The organism is Stenotrophomonas sp. 05N37 (assembly GCF_056397365.1).
In genome coordinates, this window is sequence record NZ_JBFTNG010000002.1 from 706694 (window position 1) to 725045 (window position 18352).

16 protein-coding genes and 1 tRNA gene are annotated in these 18352 nt (G+C 67.5%); all 17 read left to right on the forward strand.

Annotated elements, in window-relative coordinates; all coding sequences use genetic code 11:
* The first annotated feature begins 3 nt into the window (after positions 1–3).
* The 17 genes from AC1DGC_RS09860 (at position 4) to AC1DGC_RS09940 (ending at position 18123) form a co-directional block, all read left to right on the forward strand.
* Positions 4–192: a hypothetical protein gene (locus AC1DGC_RS09860; RefSeq protein ID WP_259204604.1), complete on the forward strand. Its 189-nt coding sequence runs from the start codon at positions 4–6 to the stop codon at positions 190–192.
* A gap of 92 nt (positions 193–284) precedes the next feature.
* Positions 285–788 carry a hypothetical protein gene (locus AC1DGC_RS09865; RefSeq protein ID WP_394164455.1) on the forward strand — a complete coding sequence of 168 codons (504 nt, stop codon included), beginning with the start codon at positions 285–287 and terminating at the stop codon, positions 786–788.
* Between the two features lie 57 nt (positions 789–845).
* Entirely contained in the window at positions 846–1745 is a 900-nt protein-coding gene (gene folP / locus AC1DGC_RS09870; protein ID WP_478047749.1) for a dihydropteroate synthase, read from the forward strand.
* Positions 1745–2698, forward strand: coding sequence for a tRNA (adenosine(37)-N6)-dimethylallyltransferase MiaA (gene miaA, locus AC1DGC_RS09875; RefSeq protein ID WP_478047750.1), 954 nt, complete (start codon positions 1745–1747; stop codon positions 2696–2698). Before folP ends, miaA begins: the two co-directional genes overlap by 1 nt.
* A gap of 106 nt (positions 2699–2804) precedes the next feature.
* Positions 2805–3089, forward strand: coding sequence for an RNA chaperone Hfq (gene hfq, locus AC1DGC_RS09880; protein ID WP_038689130.1), 285 nt, complete (start codon positions 2805–2807; stop codon positions 3087–3089).
* A 26-nt stretch (positions 3090–3115) separates the two neighbouring features.
* On the forward strand, positions 3116–4426 hold the full coding sequence (gene hflX / locus AC1DGC_RS09885) for a ribosome rescue GTPase HflX (protein ID WP_259204608.1): 1311 nt from the start codon (positions 3116–3118) through the stop codon (positions 4424–4426).
* 151 nt (positions 4427–4577) lie between these two features.
* A complete protein-coding gene (locus tag AC1DGC_RS09890; RefSeq protein ID WP_478047751.1) occupies positions 4578–5072 on the forward strand; it encodes a CinA family protein in 495 nt (164 codons plus the stop codon).
* Between the two features lie 35 nt (positions 5073–5107).
* Complete coding sequence (gene ubiB, locus AC1DGC_RS09895; protein ID WP_449336455.1) at positions 5108–6784, forward strand: 2-polyprenylphenol 6-hydroxylase; 1677 nt, start codon at positions 5108–5110, stop codon at positions 6782–6784.
* A 2124-nt stretch (positions 6785–8908) separates the two neighbouring features.
* A complete protein-coding gene (gene lexA / locus AC1DGC_RS09900; protein WP_259204611.1) occupies positions 8909–9559 on the forward strand; it encodes a transcriptional repressor LexA in 651 nt (216 codons plus the stop codon).
* A 204-nt stretch (positions 9560–9763) separates the two neighbouring features.
* Complete coding sequence (recA, locus tag AC1DGC_RS09905; RefSeq protein ID WP_259204618.1) at positions 9764–10804, forward strand: recombinase RecA; 1041 nt, start codon at positions 9764–9766, stop codon at positions 10802–10804.
* Between the two features lie 112 nt (positions 10805–10916).
* Positions 10917–11408, forward strand: a complete 492-nt coding sequence (gene recX / locus AC1DGC_RS09910; protein WP_478047752.1) for a recombination regulator RecX — start codon at positions 10917–10919, stop codon at positions 11406–11408.
* A 105-nt stretch (positions 11409–11513) separates the two neighbouring features.
* The gene (gene alaS, locus AC1DGC_RS09915) at positions 11514–14162 is read left to right on the forward strand and encodes an alanine--tRNA ligase (protein WP_259204621.1); all 2649 of its coding nucleotides are present in this window, start codon (positions 11514–11516) and stop codon (positions 14160–14162) included.
* A gap of 142 nt (positions 14163–14304) precedes the next feature.
* Positions 14305–14508 (forward strand): carbon storage regulator CsrA, encoded by a 204-nt coding sequence (csrA, locus tag AC1DGC_RS09920; RefSeq protein WP_019183311.1) that lies wholly within the window; start codon positions 14305–14307, stop codon positions 14506–14508.
* A gap of 81 nt (positions 14509–14589) precedes the next feature.
* Positions 14590–14682: transfer RNA gene (locus AC1DGC_RS09925), tRNA-Ser, on the forward strand.
* 456 nt (positions 14683–15138) lie between these two features.
* Positions 15139–15819, forward strand: a complete 681-nt coding sequence (locus AC1DGC_RS09930; protein ID WP_478047753.1) for an ankyrin repeat domain-containing protein — start codon at positions 15139–15141, stop codon at positions 15817–15819.
* 113 nt (positions 15820–15932) lie between these two features.
* Complete coding sequence (locus AC1DGC_RS09935) at positions 15933–17081, forward strand: aldo/keto reductase (protein WP_478047754.1); 1149 nt, start codon at positions 15933–15935, stop codon at positions 17079–17081.
* Positions 17082–17220: 139 nt separating this feature from the next.
* Positions 17221–18123: a hypothetical protein gene (locus AC1DGC_RS09940; protein WP_478047755.1), complete on the forward strand. Its 903-nt coding sequence runs from the start codon at positions 17221–17223 to the stop codon at positions 18121–18123.
* The last annotated feature ends 229 nt before the right edge of the window (positions 18124–18352 follow it).

Sequence of the window (18352 nt, forward strand, 5' to 3'; positions counted from 1 at the left end):
GCCATGTCCACCACGCCCCCCACCCCGGTATCGCATACCGCCGAGATGGTGATTGCCACGGTTGTCGGCGTTGGCATCGGCCTGTTCCGCGACAACTTCCTGCTGGGCGCCGGTATCGGCATCGCACTGGGCATCCTGCTGAGCATCGCCAAAACCCTGTACGTGGATCGCAAGCGCCGCCAGCAACGCTGAGCGACGCTTGCATGGCGGCGGCGGGCGCGGCAGGATGCAGCCGGCGCCGTTCGCAGCCTGCGCTCGCGCCACCACTTTTCAGGGGGAAGTCCATGCGTCATTCGTCGTGCGCCGCGCTTGCGGTGCTGTTGTGCTGTACCGCGCCTGCGTTGGCGGCCGATATCCACGTGCAGGATCCGGTGCCGTTTTCCGAATCGGCCTACATCGCCGACAACATCAAGGCCGAGTGCCGGATGGGCACGCAGCTGGCCAGCGCGCTCGGCAGCAGTGCGCCCGCGCATGGCAACCGGATCGTGTTCGACAGCGCCCCGGTGAGCCCCGGCAGTGGTCGCGTGCTGCAGCTGGAGTTGGTGGAGGCGCAGAGCGCCGGCAATGCGTTTTCAGGCCATTTCAAATCGGCGACCGCGCGTGGCGTGCTGTTCCAGGACGGCCAGAAGGTCGCCGCGGTGACGGCACGACGGACCTCGCGCGGTGGCGCCTTCGGTGGTTTCAAGGGCTCCTGCGACGTGCTGGAGCGCGTGGTCACCGCGATCGGCGGCGACCTGGCCGAATGGCTGGCCAATCCGACCGACAACGCCCGCCTCGGCGACTTCTGACGGGTACCCGGGTACGCCGGCGTAAACTACGCGCTGGCGTACTTCGTGGACCGGCCCATGTTCGACATTTCCCCCCAGCTTGATTGCGGCGGCCGCGTGCTGCGGCTGGATCGCCCGCGCGTGATGGGCGTGGTCAACGTCACCCCGGATTCGTTCTCCGATGGCGGCGCGCACGACACGCTGGCGACCGCGGTCGCGCATGGCCTGCAACTGGTGGCCGAGGGGGCCGACCTGCTGGACATCGGTGGCGAATCCACCCGCCCGGGCAGTGCGCCCGTGCCCTTGGACGAAGAGCTGCGTCGGGTGGTCCCGGTGATCGAGCAGCTGGCCGCGCAGACCACGGTGCCGATCAGCATCGACACCTTCAAGCCGGAGGTGATGCGTGCCGCGGTGGCCGCCGGCGCCGGCATGCTCAACGACATCCACGCACTGCGCCAGCCGGGCGCGCTGGCCGCGGCGGCCGACCTCGGCGTGCCGGTGGTGCTGATGCACATGCAGGGCGAGCCCGGCAGCATGCAGGACACCCCACATTACGATGACGTGGTCGCCGAGGTGCACCGGTTCCTGGCCGAGCGCCTGTTTGCCGCCGAAATGGCGGGCATCGCGAAAAAGAACCTGGTGATCGACCTGGGCTTCGGCTTCGGCAAGACCACCGAACACAACATGATCCTGCTGGCGCGCTCGGCGCGGTTCCTGGAACTGGGCGTGCCGATGCTGGCCGGGCTGTCGCGCAAGCGCAGCATCGGCGAGCTGACCGGCCGGGCCGCGCCGCGCGAACGCGTGGCCGGTTCGGTCGCCGCGCACCTGATCGCCGCCCAGCGCGGCGCGGCGATCCTGCGCGTCCATGACGTGGCGGCCACCGTCGACGCACTCAAGGTCTGGGCGGCGGTGGATGCGGTGCCGATGCCGCGTGCCGCTGCGGCACCGGCCATGCCGCGTTGGCCGGACGAGGACTGATGGGCATCGACCGCCGCCCGCTGGCGATCGCGGTGATGGGCCCGACCGCCTCGGGCAAGACCGCCACCGCGATCGCGCTCGCCCGCCAGTTGGGCGGGGAGATCGTCAGCGTCGATTCCGCGCTGGTCTATCGCGGGCTGGACATCGGTTCGGCCAAGCCCGACGCCGCCGAGCGCGCGCAGGCGCCCCACCACCTGCTGGACCTGCGCGATCCGTGGCAACCCTATTCGGCGGCCGAGTTCGCGGTGGATGCGGCGCGCGCGGTGGCCGACATCGTGGCCCGCGGCCGCATCCCGATCCTGGCCGGCGGCACCGGGCTGTATTTCCGCGCCCTGCTGCAGGGCCTGTCGCCGATGCCGCCGGCCGACCCCGATACCCGTGCCCGCATCGCGGAGGAGGCCAACGCCCACGGCTGGCAGGTGCTGCATGCCGAGCTGGCCAGGGTCGACCCGGCCGCGGCCGCGCGCATCCATGCCACCGATCCGCAGCGCATCCAGCGCGCGCTGGAGGTGTACCGGCTCAGTGGCACGCCGATCAGTGACTGGCAGAAGCTGCCCGGCGTGGACCGGCTGTCGGTGCGCACCCTGAAGCTGGTGCTGGCCCCGCGCGAGCGCAGCGTCCTGCACCAGCGCATCGAAGCCCGTTTCGACGCCATGCTGGCGCAGGGCCTGCTGGACGAGGTGCGGGCGCTGCGTGCGTTGCCGGAAATGGCCGGGGTGGCCGCGCCGCTGGACCTGCCTGCCATCCGCGCCGTCGGCTATCGCCAGGCGTGGGAGTTCCTCGACGGGCAGGGCAGCGCCAGCCAGTTCCGTGAACGCGGCATCCAGGCCACCCGCCAGCTGGCCAAGCGCCAGCTGACCTGGCTGCGGGGGGAGCTTGATGTGCGCTGGTTCGACCCCCATCTGGATCAGGCTTCCCTGGCGGATGCGGTGTCGGCCTTCGTCGCACGCTGACTCCACGCCTTCCCCCCTCCGGCCCGTGTACCATCAAGGATTCCGGTGGGCGGCGGGGGCCGCGGAACTGCCGGAAGACCATAAAAACAATAATCAGGAGTTCGCAATGTCCAAGGGGCAATCGCTGCAGGATCCGTTTCTGAATGCACTTCGGCGCGAACGCGTGCCGGTGTCGGTGTATCTGGTCAATGGCATCAAGCTGCAGGGAACGATTGAATCGTTCGACCAGTTCGTGGTGCTGCTGCGCAATACGGTGAGCCAGATGGTGTACAAGCACGCCATCTCGACCGTGGTGCCGGCGCGCAATGTGCGGGTCGGCCCAGGCGGCGGCTATGTGCAGTCCAATGAAGGTGGCGCCGATGGCGTCCAAGGTGAAGACGACGTTGAGTAACCCGTTCGGTATTACCGGAGAACTGCGTGTTTGACCGTTCAAAGCGAGGCGAACACGCGCTCCTGATCCAGCCGCATGCCGGCCGGCTCGAAGAAGACGTGCTGGAAGAATTCACCGACCTGGCGCGCTCGGCCGGGGCCAGCATTGCGGCCACGTTGACCGCGCGCATCGATCGACCCAGCCCATCGATCCTGATCGGCACGGGCAAGCTGGACGAGGTCAAGGCGGCCGCCGATGCCACCGGCGCCGACCTGATCCTGGTCAACCATTCGCTGTCGCCGGTGCAGGAGCGCAACCTGGAGCGCTTCCTGGAGCGCCGGGTGATCGACCGTACCGGCCTGATCCTGGACATCTTCGCCCAGCGTGCGCACAGCCACGAAGGCAAGCTGCAGGTCGAGCTGGCGCAGTTGCGGCACATGGCCACCCGGCTGGTGCGCGGCTGGACCCATCTGGAGCGCCAGCGCGGTGGTGCCATCGGTCTGCGCGGCCCGGGTGAAACCCAGCTGGAAACCGATCGCCGCCTGTTGCAGAAGCGCGTCGAACAGCTGCAGAAGAAGCTGGAGAAGGTCGAAGTGCAGCGCACGCAGATGCGCCGTGCCCGCGTGCGCAGCGAACTGCCGCGCGTAGCCCTGGTGGGCTACACCAATGCCGGCAAGTCGACCTTGTTCAACGCCCTGACCGGCGCCGAGGCCTATGCCGCCGACAAGCTGTTCGCTACCCTCGACCCGACCGTGCGCCGGATCATCGTGCCGGGCGGCAGCGTGGTGCTCGCGGATACCGTGGGCTTTGTCCGCGACCTTCCGCACGAACTGGTCGCCGCGTTCCGCTCCACGCTGAGCGAGGCGCGCGAAGCCGACTTCCTGCTGCACATCGTCGATGCCGCCGATCCGCACCGTGAGGAGCGCATCGCGCAGGTCGACGAAGTGTTGACCGAGGTGGGGGCGGGCGACCTGCCGCAGTTGCTGGTGTTCAACAAGATCGACCGCATCGACGGCGCCGACGTCCGACACGACGCGCAGGACGGCATCCCCGACGACGCCCGCCGCGAACGGGTATGGATTTCCGCGCGCGACGGGGCGGGCCTGCCGTTGCTGCAGTCGGTGCTGGGCAAGCGCCTGGGCCTGCAGCACGTCACCGGCGAACTGCGCCTGCCGCCCAGCGCGGGCCGCTTGCGGTCGCGCCTGCACCAGCTGGAAGTGGTGCGCCGCGAACAGGCCGACGAAGACGGCTGGCTGCTGGACGTCGACCTGCCGATCGCCGAGGCCGAGAAGCTGGCCGCAGGCGAGGGCGGTGAACCCATCCGCGCGCTGCTGCCGGAGAAGCTGCCCGAGTGGTAACCCGTGGTGGCCGGCCCCGCGCCGGCTGCCCTGCGCGCCGATCGGCGGCAGCTCCACGGGCGCGACACGTCGTTGCGCCGCGTGGACGGGACATGACGGTCGAATTCGGCTAAAAAAGGGGGCGTCCGTCCCCCGATGAACCAGGATTTCCATGAGCGTCCCCACCGATGCCGACCTCGGCGTCCTTGCCCGAGAGGTCGGCCAGCGCCTGCAGCAGGCCTCGCTGCAACTGGTCAGTGCCGAAAGCTGCAGCGGCGGCTGGATCGCCAAGGCGATGACCGATATTGCCGGTTCGTCGGCATTCTTCGACTGCGGGATGGTGGTGTACAGCTACGAAGCCAAGCAGCGCCTGCTGGGCGTTCGCGCGCAGACGCTGGAGCAGTTCGGGGCGGTCAGCCGCGAGACCGTGCTGGAGATGGTGTCCGGCGCGCTGGTCAATTCCGGCGGCGGCGTTGCCGTGGCGGTCACCGGCATCGCCGGGCCCGGCGGCGGCAGCCCGGACAAGCCGGTCGGCAGCGTCTGGATCGGCTGGAAGCAGCGCGGTGGTTATGCCCGGGCGCAGCTGTTCCAGTTTGCCGGCGACCGTGACGCCATCCGCCGGCAAACCGTGCAGCAGGCCCTGACGGGAATTTTCGCCCCGGTGTGACATCCTCACGGTGTGCGTGGACAGGAGTTGCACCGATGTGGGAAACGCTGGGAACCGTGCGTGACCTGGGGCGATTGCAGGAAATAGCCTCGGTCCTGATCCGCTATGGCTTTGGCGACCTCGTGCGCCGGATCGGCCTGGCCGACGTGCTCGAGCGCGCCGGGCGCCTGCTGCACTGGAATGACACGGAGATGCTGCGCATGACCGCCCCGGTGCGGGTGCGTCGCGCGATGGAAGACCTGGGGCCGACGTTCGTCAAGCTCGGCCAGGTGCTGGCCACCCGCGTGGACCTGTTTTCGCCGGACTGGATCGCCGAATTCTCCGAACTGCAGAACGCGGTGCCGCCGCTGCCGTACGCGCAGGTCCGCGACCAGCTGGAGGCCGACCTCGGCGCGCCGGCGACCGAGGTGTTCGCGTGGCTGGATGAAACCCCGATGGCCGCCGCCTCGCTGGCGCAGGCGCATCGCGCCACGCTGCAGGACGGTACCGCGGTGGTGTTGAAGATCCGCCGGCCGGGGATCCGCGAGGTGATCGAGGCCGACCTGCGCCTGCTCGCGCGACTGGCCGAGATCGTCGAGGCGCGCCTGCCAGACCTGCAGCGCTACCGCCCGGCCGAAGTGGTGCAGCAGTTCCAGGTCTCCTTGCGCCGTGAGCTGGACTTCGCCGCCGAATGCCGCAATGCCGAGCGCATCGCGCGCAATTTCCAGGGCCGCCAGGACATCCTGATCCCCAACGTGCACTGGCAGTGGACCTGCGAAAGCCTGAACGTGCAGGATTTCGTCGACGGCATTCCCGGGCGCGATCTGCCCGGCGTCGATGCGGCCGGCCTGGACCGCGTCCAACTCGCCCGCCGTGGCGCCCATATCGTGCTCAAGATGGTGCTCGAAGACGGCTGTTTCCACGCCGACCCGCACCCGGGCAACATCATCTACCTGCGCGACGGGCGTATCGGGGTGATCGATTTCGGCATGGTCGGGGCGATCTCCGAACAACGTCGCTTCCAGGTCGCGCAACTGCTGCACGGGCTGGTCAACCAGGAGCCGGAGTCGGTGGCTGACGTGCTGCTGGACTGGGCCGGCGGCGTGGACGTGGACGAATCGCGCCTCCAGCAGGACATCAGCACCTTCGTCGACCAGTACCGCGGCGTGCCGCTCAAAGACCTGCACATGGGGCTGATGCTGGGCAACATCACCACGCTGCTGCGTCAGTACGCGCTGACCCTTCCGGCCGACCTGGCGCTGATGATCAAGACCTTCCTGACCCTGGAGGGCATGGGGCGTCAGCTCGACCCGCAGTTCGACATGGCCAGCGCCGCGCGCCCCTACCTGGAGCGGGTGATGTGGCAGCGCTATGCGCCCGGTGCCGTGCTGAAGCGCGGCAAGCGCAGCCTGGTCGGGGTGATGGACCTGCTTGGCGACCTGCCACGCGACGTGCGCCGCCTGTTGCAGATGGCGCGCCGCGGCCGGCTGCAGTTGAAGGTGGAAACCACCGCGTTGCAGGGGTTTGGCGACCAGGTCAATCGTGCCGCCAACCGCCTTGTCATGGGCATCGTGACGGCCGCGCTGATCATCGGCTCGTCCATCGTGATGCACAGCGTGGGCGGCGTCTCCAGCCGCTGGCTGCTGGCGCTCGGCGTGGCGGGCTTCGTCGGCGCCGGCGTCTGCGGCGTGTGGATCCTGTTCTCGATCTGGCGCAGCGGCAAGAACCCATAGGACTCCTGCCGCCGGGATCCGCAGGTCCCCGCGCCGTGCCGCCAGCGCGGCAAAGCACGCGTAGAGCCGACCGTTGGTCGGCTGCTTTTCCCGGGGCGCTCATGACCGCCGGCCTTCCGTCCTTCCGTCCTTCGGCACCCGCGACCCAACCCCGTAGAGCCCACCGTTGGTCGGCTGCCTTGTCCCAGGGCGCCTCATATGAGCGCCGGCCTGATCGCTGCCCTTCGTCCGCCGCCCATGAGCGCCTGACCCATGGGGTTGCACGGGCTAAGCCCCGGAGACAAGACCGAAACCGACACGCGACCGCACCGTCACGCATTGCCGCGCGTGCGCGCGGTCACCGACCAACGGTCGGTGGCTACGAACTGCTGAGGGCTTTGGTGGGGGTGGGATGATCCCATTGCTTCCTGCTCTTCTTCGGTGGGCACGTGCGTGCCCACCTCGGTAGAGCCGACCGTTGGTCGGCTGCTTTTCCCGGCCGGCTCATATGATCGCCGGCCCGACGCTGCCCTTCGTCCGCCGCCCATGAGCGCCTGACCCATGGGGTTGCATGGGTTAAACCCCGGAGACAAGAGAGAAACCGACACGCAAGCGCGCCGTCACGCATTGCCGCGCGTGCGCGCGGTCACCGACCAACGGTCGGTGGCTACGACGGCTTCGGTGGGGGTGGGATGATCCGATTGCTTCCTGCTCTTCTTCGGTGGGCACTTGCGTGCCCACCTCGGTAGAGCCGACCGTTGGTCGGCTGCTTTTCCCGGCGCTTATGATCGCTGCCCTTCGTCTGCCGCCCATGAGCGCCTGACCCATGGGGTTGCATGGGTTAAACCCCGGAGACAAGAGAGAAACCGACACGCAAGCGCACCGTCACGCATTGCCGCGCGTGCGCGCGGTCACCGACCAACGGTCGGTGGCTACGAACCGCTGAGGGCTTCGGTGGGGGTGGGACGATCCCATTGCTTCCTGCTCTTCTTCGGTGGGCACTTGCGTGCCCACCTGGGTAGAGCCGACCGTTGGTCGGCTGATTTTCCCGGGGCGCCTCTTATGATCGCTGCCCTTCGTCCGCCGCCCATGAGCGCCTGACCCATGGGGTTGCACGGCTTAAACCCCGGAGACAAGGCCGAAACCGACACGCGGCCGCGCCGTCACGCATTGCCGCGCGTGCGCGCGGTCACCGACCAACGGTCGGTGGCTACGACGGCTTCGGTGGGGGTGGGATGATCCCATTGCTTCCTGCTCTTCTTCGGTGGGCATTTGCATGCCCACCTCGGTAGAGCCGACCGTTGGTCGGCTGCTTTTCCCGGGGCGCCTCATATGATCGCCGCCCTTCGTCTGCCGCCCATGAGCGTCTGACCCTTGGGGTTGCATAGGCTAAACCCCGGAGACAAGGCCGAAACCGACACGCGGCCGCGCCGTCACGCATTGCCGCGCGTGCGCGCGGTCACCGACCAACGGTCGGTGGCTACGAACTGCTGAGCGCTTCGGTGGGGGTGGGATGATCCGATTGCTTCCTGCTCTTCTTCGGTGGGCACTTGCGTGCCCACCTCGGTAGAGCCGACCGTTGGTCGGCTGCTTTTCCCGGGCGCGCCTCTCATGATCGCCGCCCTTCGTCTGCCGCCCATGAGCGCCTGACCCATGGGGTTGCACGGCTTAAACCCCGGAGACAAGGCCGAATCCGACACGCGACCGCGCCGTCACGCATTGCCGCGCGTGCGCGCGGTCACCGACCAACGGTCGGTGGCTACGAACCGCTGAGGGCTTCGGTGGGGGTGGGACGATCCCATTGCTTCCTGCTCTTCTTCGGTGGGCACTTGCGTGCCCACCTCGGTAGAGCCGACCGTTGGTCGGCTGCTTTTCCCGGGGCGCCTCTTATGATCGCTGCCCTTCGTCTGCCGCCCATGAGCGTCTGACCCATGGGGTTGCATGGGTTAAACCCCGGAGACAAGAGAGAAACCGACGCGCGACCGCACCGTCACGCATTGCCGCGCGTGCGCGCGGTCACCGACCAACGGTCGGTGGCTACGAACTGCTGAGGGCTTTGGTGGGGGGGGGGATGATCCCATTGCTTCCTGCTCTTCTTCGGAGGGCACTTGCGTGCCCGCCTTGTTAGTAGTAATACTACTAACCATGGAACTGACCGACACCCAGCAGGCGATCCTGCAGTTGATCGCCGAGCGTATCGAGACCGATGGCGCACCGCCGTCGCAGACTGAAATCGCACGCGCCTTTGGCTTCAAGGGCGTGCGCGCCGCCCAGTACCACTTGGAGGCGTTGGAGCAGGCGGGGGCGATCCGCCGCATCCCCGGCCAGGCCCGCGGCATCCGGCTGGTGCAGGCGCCGCCCTTGCAGGACGGCCTGCCTGCCTCGCTGTCGGTACCCGCGCTGCCGGACCACGTACTGCGCCTGCCGGTACTGGGCCGGGTCGCAGCGGGTCTGCCCATCGGGGCGGACATCGGCTCTGACGATTTCGTGGTGCTGGACCGGGTGTTCTTCTCGCCCGCGCCGGATTATCTGCTCAAGGTGCAGGGCGACTCGATGATCGACGAAGGCATCTTCGACGGCGATCTCATCGGTGTGCACCGCACCCGCGACGCCCGCTCCGGCCAGATCGTCGTGGCGCGGATCGATGACGAGATCACCGTCAAGCTGCTGAAGATGGGCAAGGACCGCATCCGCCTGCTGCCGCGCAATCCGGACTACAAGCCGATCGAAGTCCTGCCCGACCAGGATTTCGCGATCGAAGGCCTGTACTGCGGCCTGCTGCGCCCCAACCGCTGATCCTTCCATTACGCACTACCTGCACGGTCTTTTGTGGCGATTCTCTGGTTCCGCTGAGGTTGGTACGGATGTCCGATAATTTTTTTCCGAACGCCGGGCAGAATCTCAGCCTGTGCGATACGCCAGCCTTAAAGTGACCCCATGGCCAAGAAGACTTCCAAAGACAGCACCTCCACCGATACGACCTCTGCAAGGACCACTCCGATGGACGAGAACAAAAAGCGCGCCCTTACCGCCGCCCTGGGCCAGATCGAAAAGCAGTTCGGCAAGGGCGCCGTGATGCGCATGGGCGACCGCGTCGTCGAAGCGGTCGAGGTCATTCCGACCGGTTCGCTGATGCTGGACATCGCACTCGGCATCGGCGGCCTGCCCAAGGGCCGTGTCGTGGAAATCTACGGCCCGGAGTCCTCGGGCAAGACCACCCTGACCCTGCAGGCGATCGCCGAATGCCAGAAGAAGGGCGGCACCGCCGCCTTCATCGATGCCGAGCACGCCCTGGATCCGATCTACGCGGCCAAGCTGGGCGTCAATGTCGATGACCTGCTGCTGTCCCAGCCGGATACCGGTGAGCAGGCGCTGGAAATCGCCGACATGCTGGTCCGCTCCGGCTCGGTGGATATCGTGGTGGTCGACTCGGTCGCCGCGCTGACCCCCAAGGCCGAAATCGAAGGCGAAATGGGCGACCAGCTGCCGGGCCTGCAGGCCCGCCTGATGAGCCAGGCGCTGCGCAAGCTGACCGGCAACATCAAGCGTTCCAACACGCTGGTGGTGTTCATCAACCAGCTGCGCCACAAGATCGGCGTCATGATGCCGGGCCAGAGCCCGGAAGTGACCACCGGCGGCAATGCGCTGAAGTTCTATGCCTCGGTGCGCTTGGACATCCGCCGCATCGGCGCGATCAAGAAGGGCGATGAGATCATTGGCAACCAGACCAAGATCAAGGTCGTCAAGAACAAGCTGGCGCCCCCGTTCAAGCAGGTCATCACCGAGATCCTGTACGGCGAAGGCATCAGCCGCGAAGGCGAACTGATCGACATGGGCGTGGACGCCAAGCTGGTCGAGAAGGCCGGCGCCTGGTACAGCTACGGTGAAGAGCGCATTGGTCAGGGCAAGGACAACGCCCGCGGCTACCTGCGCGACAACCCGCAGATCGCCCAGCGCCTGGAAGCCGAACTGCGCGAGAAGTTCCAGCCGGCCGAAGCCTCACGCGAAGGCGGCGACGACGCCGAGGACGCCGACGAGTAAGTTTCCTGCGGGGCAGGGCGGCGCCGTCAGTGACGCCAGCCCTGTCCCGCGGTTTCCGTATTCCCCCGACGGGGGGAGCGCCAGGGACGGCGCATCTGATTGAAAGGTTGCCATGCAGGACTCCGACGCCCCGGCACCGCGCCGTAAACGCCGTGTCATCGAACAGACCCCGGTCCAGCGGGCGCTGGGCCTGCTGGTGCGCCGCGAGCACTCCCGCAAGGAGTTGACCCGCAAGCTGCAGGCCCGGGGCATCGAAACCGAGGCTGCGGTGGCGGCGGTGGACAAACTGAGCGAGGCCGGCTGGCAGGACGACACCCGGTTCGCCGAGAACCTGGTGCGCATCCGCGCCAATACCGGCTACGGCCCCCTCCATATCCGCGCCGAACTGGGTACCCACGGCCTGGACAGCGAGCAGATCGCCCTGGCCATGGACACCTTCGAGGGCGATTGGGGCGAGAATGCGCGTGATCTGGTCTGCCGCCGCTTCGGCGACAGCGGCCCGCAGGAGCTGGCCCAGCGCCGCAAAGCGGCCGATCTGCTGGCCCGGCGGGGCTTCGACGGGGATACCATCCGCCGCGCCACCCGTTACGACCCTGACGACTGAGGGCCCCGGGCCTGATACCCTTTGTGGTTTCGGCGGTCCTGCAGCGACACCCGGCCATTGGGGCTGTGTGCCAAGGACCGGCCGGCCCGCACAAAGCCAGCCCCCATGAACGCATCCGTCAAATTCACTACCTCCCAGATCCGCAGCGATTTCCTTGAATTCTTCAAGGGAAAGGGCCACACCATCGTGCCGTCGGCGCCGCTGGTGCCGGGCAATGATCCGACCCTGCTGTTCACCAACTCCGGCATGGTGCAGTTCAAGGACGTATTCCTTGGCGCCGAGAAGCGCAGCTACGTGCGCGCCGCGGACGTCCAGCGCTGCCTGCGCGCCGGTGGCAAGCACAACGATCTGGACCAGGTCGGCTATACCGCGCGCCACCACACCTTCTTCGAAATGCTGGGCAACTGGTCGTTCGGCGACTACTTCAAGAAGGATGCCATCGCCTGGGCGTGGGAGCTGTTGACCCAGGTCTGGAAGTTGCCCGCCGAGCGTCTGCTGGTCACCGTTTACCAGACCGATGACGAGGCCTACGCGCTGTGGCGCGACATGATCGGCATTCCGGAAGACCGGATCGTGCGCATCGGCGACAACAAGGGCGCGCCGTTTGCCTCGGACAACTTCTGGCAGATGGCCGAAACCGGCCCGTGCGGCCCGTGCACCGAGATCTTCTACGACCATGGCGACCACATCGCCGGTGGCCCGCCGGGCTCGCCGGATGAAGACGGCGACCGCTTCATCGAGATCTGGAACCTGGTCTTCATGCAGTTCGACCGCCAGCCCGACGGCACCCTGGTGCCGCTGCCGGCCCCGTGCGTGGATACCGGCATGGGCCTGGAGCGTCTGGCCGCGATTCTGCAGCACGTCCACACCAACTATGAAATCGACCTGTTCCAGGCGCTGATCCGCAAGGCCAGCGAACTGACCGGCATGGCCGATCTGGAGAACAAGTCGCTGCGCGTGATCGCCGATCACATCCGCGCCTGCTCGTTCCTGATCGTCGATGGCGTGCTGCCGTCCAACGAAGGTCGCGGCTACGTGCTGCGCCGGATCATCCGTCGCGCCCTGCGCCATGGCTGGATGCTGGGCGTGCGCCAGCCGTTCTTCAGCAAGCTGGTGCCGACCCTGGTCGAGCAGATGGGCGTGGCCTATCCGGAACTGCCGGCGCAGGCCGACACCGTCGTGCGCGCCCTGCAGGCCGAAGAAGAGCGTTTCGCTGAAACCCTCGACTCGGGCATGAAGATCTTCGACGACGTGGCGGCCAAGGTCGGCAACGGCGTGATCCCGGGCGCGGATGCGTTCCGCCTGTACGACACCTACGGCTTCCCGCTCGATCTCACCCAGGACATCGCGCGCGAGCGCAACCTGACCGTGGACATCGACGGCTTCAATGCCGCGATGGACACCCAGCGCGAGACCGCGCGCGCGGCCGGCAAGTTTGGCGGCGGCGTGACCCTGTCGGCCGATCTGGTCGCCACGCTCAAGCCGACCGTGTTCCTCGGGTACGACCGTCTGCAGGCCGACGACCTCACCGTGGTCGCCATCCTCAAGGACGGCCGCCCGGTGGAGCGTGCCCAGGCCGGTGACGACGTCATCGTGCTGACCCAGCAGACCCCGTTCTACGCCGAGTCCGGTGGCCAGGTCGGCGACAACGGCACCCTGTCCGGCGCCGGCGTGCAGGTGGACGTCAGCGACACCCAGAAGTTCGCGGGCCAGTTCCATGGGCACGTGGGCAAGCTCACGGAGGGCAGCCTCAAGGTCGGCGACGTGCTGTCCGGCCAGGTGGATGGCCAGCGCCGCGGCGCAACCATCCTCAACCACTCGGCCACCCACCTGCTGCATGCCGCCCTGCGCGAAGTGCTGGGCACCCACGTGCAGCAGAAGGGCTCGCTGGTCGCGCCCGATCGCCTGCGCTTCGACTTCTCGCACTTCGCGCCGATCAGCGCCGGGGACCTGGCGGTCATCGAGCGCAAGGTCAACGAGCAGGTGCGTGCCAACAACGCCGCTGAAGTCCACACCATGGGCATGCAGGAAGCGCTCGACTTCGGCGCGATGGCGCTGTTCGGCGAGAAGTACGGCGAGCATGTGCGCGTGCTGAAGATGGGCGACTACTCCACCGAACTGTGTGGCGGTACGCATGTCTCGCGCACGGGCGACATCGGCCTGTTCAAGATCACCTCCGAAGGCGGCGTGTCCTCGGGCGTGCGCCGCATCGAAGCGGTGACCGGGCAGGGCGCCCTGGATTACGTGGCCCATGAGGAAGCGCAGCTGAGTGAAGCGGCCGCACTGCTCGGCGGCAATGCCGGCGACGTGGTCGACAAGATCCGCCAGCTCGGTGAGCGCCAGAAGAAGCTCGAACGCGAACTGGACGCACTCAAGGCCAAGCAGGCCGCCGGTGCCACCGCCGATCTCGGTGCGGCGGCGGTGGAGGTCAATGGCGTCAAGATCCTGGCCTCGCGCCTGGAAGGCTTCGATGCCAAGGCACTGCGCGACGCGATGGACCGCCTCAAGCAGCAGCTGGGCGATGCGGTGATCGTGCTGGCCGGTACCCAGGATGGCAAGGCCGCGCTGGTTGCGGGCGTGAACGGCAGTGCAATGGGCAAGGTCAAGGCCGGGGAACTGTTGTCCCACATCGCCAGTCAGATCGGGGGCAAGGGCGGCGGCCGCCCGGATCTCGCCCAGGGTGGTGGCGAGGACGGGCCCGCCCTTGCTTCTGCGCTTGCCGCAGTCGTGGGTTGGGTCACCCCCCGTATCTGAACACCCTGAAGCCTCCTGCTCCTTGAAGGGGCGGGAGGCCTGACGGTACTATGGCGAATCCTTTCCCTTTGTCGTGTGGCGTTCCTTGGCTGGGCGCCGAGCCGGTGGGGAAGATCCACCGGTTCCCTGGAGACTTGCAAAAATGTTGATCCTGACTCGCCGCGTAGGCGAAACCCTGATGATCGGTGACTCGGTCAGCGTGACCGTGCTCGGCGTCAAGGGCAACCAGGTGCGTATCGGTATCACCGCTCCGAAGGACGTGGCCGTGCACCGCGAAGAGATTTACCAGCGGATCCAGCGCGGCGATGAGCCGAATGCATCCGGAAGTGAAAATTCTTCGGATTAAGGCTTTACCTTCGGGCGCGGAAAACGTTATTATTCGCGCCCCCGCTGAGATGAAACACGGCAGCGGCGGAACCAGAACACTGGAGCGGTGCCCGAGTGGCTGAAGGGGCTCCCCTGCTAAGGGAGTATAGGGCTTAAAACTCTATCGAGGGTTCGAATCCCTCCCGCTCCGCCAGTAGTAGAAAAGGCCTTCGTGCGCGAGCACGGAGGCCTTTTTCTTTGGCTCGCGCGGGGCGGGCTCGCGCTGCCGGGCGACTGGATCGGTGCGTGGATCACCGCCTTGATCCTGTGCCCATTCGGGTCGATCAGGCAGGCGGTGTAGCAGTGATCGCCGTAGTCCTCGCGCAGACCCGCCGCCCCGCTGCAGGTGCCGCCGCTGCCAGCCCGGCGCGGTGGAACGCCGCCGCCTGGCGCGAGATCACGCACGCCACATGAGGTGTGATGCAGCAGGGGATGCGTTTTAGTAGTGACTACAGCGCAGCCTCGCATGACGTCGGGAGGGGGGCTCGGCGGGACTATTCGAACGGCACATGACCTCGATCCGCATTCTTCATTGGTGCTGCAACGGCGGCTCGGCTACGGTCTTGTCGAGCGCCGACATCCCCTGGCGCTGCCGGCGTAAGGAGCAAGAATGTCGATTCAACGGATGTCGCTACGTGGCTGGGTGGTCCTGGGCATGCTGATGGGCATGGTCATGCCGGTCAGTGCTGCATCGTTGGACGAGCGCCTGCATCGGGCGGCGGAAAAGGGCGATGACGCGGCCGTGCGGACGCTGCTGGGGCAGGGCGCGGCGGTGGACGCACGCGATGCAGCCAAGGCGACGCCGCTGCTGGTGGCCACCCGCCACAACCACGTGGATGCAGCGCGTGCGCTGATCCAGGCCGGTGCCGACGTGAATGCCAAGGATGCGATCCACGACAGCCCGTACCTCTACGCCGGGGCGCGAGGGCATCTGGAAATCCTGCAGGCGACCCTGGCGGCCGGCGCGGATCTGAAGAGCACCAACCGCTACGGGGGCACCGCACTCATTCCGGCTGCCGAACGCGGGCATGTGCAGGCGGTGGCGATGCTCATCGCGGCCGGCGTCAATGTGGATCACGTCAACAACCTGCAATGGACTGCACTGCTGGAGGCGATCATCCTGAGTGATGGCGGTCCCCGGCACGTGCAGATCGTCCGTCAGCTGATCGACGCGAAGGCGGATGTGAACCTGGCCGACGGTGACGGCGTCACCCCCTTGCAGCATGCGCGCCGGCGCGGCTACCGCGAGATCGAGTCGATGCTGCTCGCCGCCGGCGCGGACCAGGGCTGAGCAACGGCAAGACGGGAAGGCGAACTGTTGCCGCTGCCTTGACGCGGCGCAGGCATGCTCTGCACCGCCGCTCTGCGAAGCTGTCTGCTTACCCCGCAGAAACAGGAGTCGCCGTGAACACACGTCGCCACTTCCTCTCCGTTGCCGCTGCCGGTACCGCGGCGCTCGCCGCCTCGCCGTTGATGGCGCAGTCCGCCGGCCCGGGCAGCGTGCTGCCCACCCGGGGCCGAACGGCGGCGACGCCATTGCGGGGCAACCCCGCGCAGCCGGGCGGGCGTTACCGTCCGCTGACCCGCCTGGGGCTAGGTGGGGTGGCGATCGGCAACGGATTCGCGGCCAGCACCGATGCGCAGAGCGAGCAGACGCTGGCCGCCGCGTATGCGGCAGGCGTGCGCTGTTTCGATACCTCGCCGTGGTACGGGCTGGGTCTGAGCGAGCGGCGGTATGGTCATCATCTGCATACCCACCCGGCGCGCGATTACACCTTGTCCACCAAGGTGGGGCGGTTGCTGACCGCAACCCGTGGCGAACTGCAGGACACGATGTGGCAGGACCCGTCGCCGTTCCACTACCGCTACGACTATTCCGCCGATGGCGTGCGCCGTTCGGTCGAGGACAGCCTCAACCGGCTCGGTGTCTCGCAGCTGGACGTGGTGTTCATCCACGACCTGTCGCCAGACAACGAAAAAGATCTCGGGATGCCGTGGGAGCAGCGTTTCGCCGAGGCTGCGAAGGGCGCGATGCCGGCGTTGACCCGGATGCGCGAGGAGGGGCTGATCAAGGCCTGGGGGTTCGGCGTCAATCGCCCCGAGCCCGCCCTGCGCGCGATCGCCGAAGCGGACCCGGACATCTTCCTGCTGGCCTGCCAGTACTCGCTGCTGGACCATGACGAGGCCCTGCATGCGACCTTCCCGAAGATCGCCGCACACGGCGCGTCGGTGGTGGTGGGTTCGCCGCTGTTGGCGGGTTACCTGGCCGGTCGCGACCGGTATCTCTACGACGGCACGGTGCCGTCGTGGGCACCGGAAAAGCGCGCGAAGGTGCAGGCCGTCTGCGACCGTCACGGCGTGGACCTGCGCACGGTGGCGCTGCAGTTCGCCGACGCGCCCGAGGTGGTTTCGGCGATCATTCCCGGTGCCCGCACTGCCGAACAGGTGCAGGCCAACGTGGCCTCGATGGCGATCGCGGTGCCGTCCGGGCTGTGGGCCGAGCTCAAGCAGGAGCGACTGATCGCCGAAGATGCGCCCGTGCCCGCAGGGTGAGTTGCGTCGGCGCTGGGCAGGCCGGGCACCCTTTCCGGTGCCCGGCCTTCTTCATGGTGTCGTGCCGCCGGGCTGACTTAAGATCAGGCCCTCGGGCAGGAAAGGAATCCCTTCCACGCCATCCACAGGGAGCATGTGCATGCCGAATTACAGGATTCGCCTTCTTGCCATCGCGCTGCTGGCCTCGACGTCGGCGGCACACGCCGCCAGCTGCGACGCCGGGTTCCAGATCGTGGGCGATGCGCGCAATGGGCAGGTCTACATCGCGCAGGTGACGGTCCCGGGCCTGGCGGTGGACAGCGCCCTGGGCCAGGTCCGCGCGGGCGCGGTGCGGGAAAAGTTCGTGGTCGGCAACGACCTGATCACGCCGAAGAAGGGCACGCTGTACCTGGTGGCGAACAGTGCCAATCCGCCGCTGGTGGTGCTGACAACGGCCGAGGCGGGCGGTCGGGTCTCGCTGCGGACACGGTTGGCGCCGGGCCAGACCATGACGCCGGAAAACGCGCGGACGGCGATGTGTGGCCTGCTGAACTCGCTCAAGCCCGGCAAAGAGGGCGCCGCCATCGCCGCGGCGGCCCGCAGCGCCAGCGGCACGGACAAGGTGATCGATATCGATGCGGTCTCGTTGTCGGTCGCGCTGGAGAAGGAGAGCGAGGCGACGCAGCGCTCGCTCAATGCCAGCGGGCTGAAGGGCGCGTTCACCGGGAAGATGGCGCCGCATGCCGGGTACCAGCCGATGCAGATCCGCTTTCTCGGGCAGCGCCTGCGCATCGATGGGCAGGTCTATACGGTCACGGTCGATCCGCTGGACAGGAAGACGGTGGAGGTGGCGTATCTGGTGACCCGCAAGAAGGGGGTGCTGCGCCTGCGCGAGGGCCGGGACAGCAACCGGGCCAACTACGCGGTCGAGTGCACCCTGGCGGACGATCAATCTGCCCTGGCCGGGACGTTGCGCCCGAATGACTGGGTGACCTTGGCCGGCACCGTGGATGACGTCGGGCCGTCGCGGGTCCATCTGCGCGACTGCCGCCAGGCCAATTGAGTCCGTGCACGCGGCGGGTGGAGGGTCGCGCAATCGCGCGCCCCAGCATCCAGCGATAGCCGGTGCCTTTCGCCGCAGCCGCAGATGCGGCATCATGCGGCCCATCGTTACCTCCAGCCGCCGCCAGAGGATTCCCATCCTGCCTCTGGAGGCGTTGCCGTGTCCGTTGCTCCGTTGCGTGTTGTCCCGACCCTTGCCGGTCGCCGTCCCGTCACCCCGTCGTCCTCCG

What these genes read in the sequence shown, in the direction of transcription:
- hfq (WP_038689130.1), top strand. Translation starts at nt 2,805, where the DNA reads ATGTCCAAGGGGCAATCGCTGCAGGATCCGTTTCTGAATGCACTTCGG.
- AC1DGC_RS09890 (WP_478047751.1), top strand. Translation starts at nt 4,578, where the DNA reads ATGAGCGTCCCCACCGATGCCGACCTCGGCGTCCTTGCCCGAGAGGTC.
- miaA (WP_478047750.1), top strand. Translation starts at nt 1,745, where the DNA reads ATGGGCATCGACCGCCGCCCGCTGGCGATCGCGGTGATGGGCCCGACC.
- lexA (WP_259204611.1), top strand. Translation starts at nt 8,909, where the DNA reads ATGGAACTGACCGACACCCAGCAGGCGATCCTGCAGTTGATCGCCGAG.
- alaS (WP_259204621.1), top strand. Translation starts at nt 11,514, where the DNA reads ATGAACGCATCCGTCAAATTCACTACCTCCCAGATCCGCAGCGATTTC.
- AC1DGC_RS09930 (WP_478047753.1), top strand. Translation starts at nt 15,139, where the DNA reads ATGTCGATTCAACGGATGTCGCTACGTGGCTGGGTGGTCCTGGGCATG.
- ubiB (WP_449336455.1), top strand. Translation starts at nt 5,108, where the DNA reads ATGTGGGAAACGCTGGGAACCGTGCGTGACCTGGGGCGATTGCAGGAA.
- recX (WP_478047752.1), top strand. Translation starts at nt 10,917, where the DNA reads ATGCAGGACTCCGACGCCCCGGCACCGCGCCGTAAACGCCGTGTCATC.
- recA (WP_259204618.1), top strand. Translation starts at nt 9,764, where the DNA reads ATGGACGAGAACAAAAAGCGCGCCCTTACCGCCGCCCTGGGCCAGATC.
- AC1DGC_RS09940 (WP_478047755.1), top strand. Translation starts at nt 17,221, where the DNA reads ATGCCGAATTACAGGATTCGCCTTCTTGCCATCGCGCTGCTGGCCTCG.
- AC1DGC_RS09860 (WP_259204604.1), top strand. Translation starts at nt 4, where the DNA reads ATGTCCACCACGCCCCCCACCCCGGTATCGCATACCGCCGAGATGGTG.
- AC1DGC_RS09865 (WP_394164455.1), top strand. Translation starts at nt 285, where the DNA reads ATGCGTCATTCGTCGTGCGCCGCGCTTGCGGTGCTGTTGTGCTGTACC.
- csrA (WP_019183311.1), top strand. Translation starts at nt 14,305, where the DNA reads ATGTTGATCCTGACTCGCCGCGTAGGCGAAACCCTGATGATCGGTGAC.
- folP (WP_478047749.1), top strand. Translation starts at nt 846, where the DNA reads ATGTTCGACATTTCCCCCCAGCTTGATTGCGGCGGCCGCGTGCTGCGG.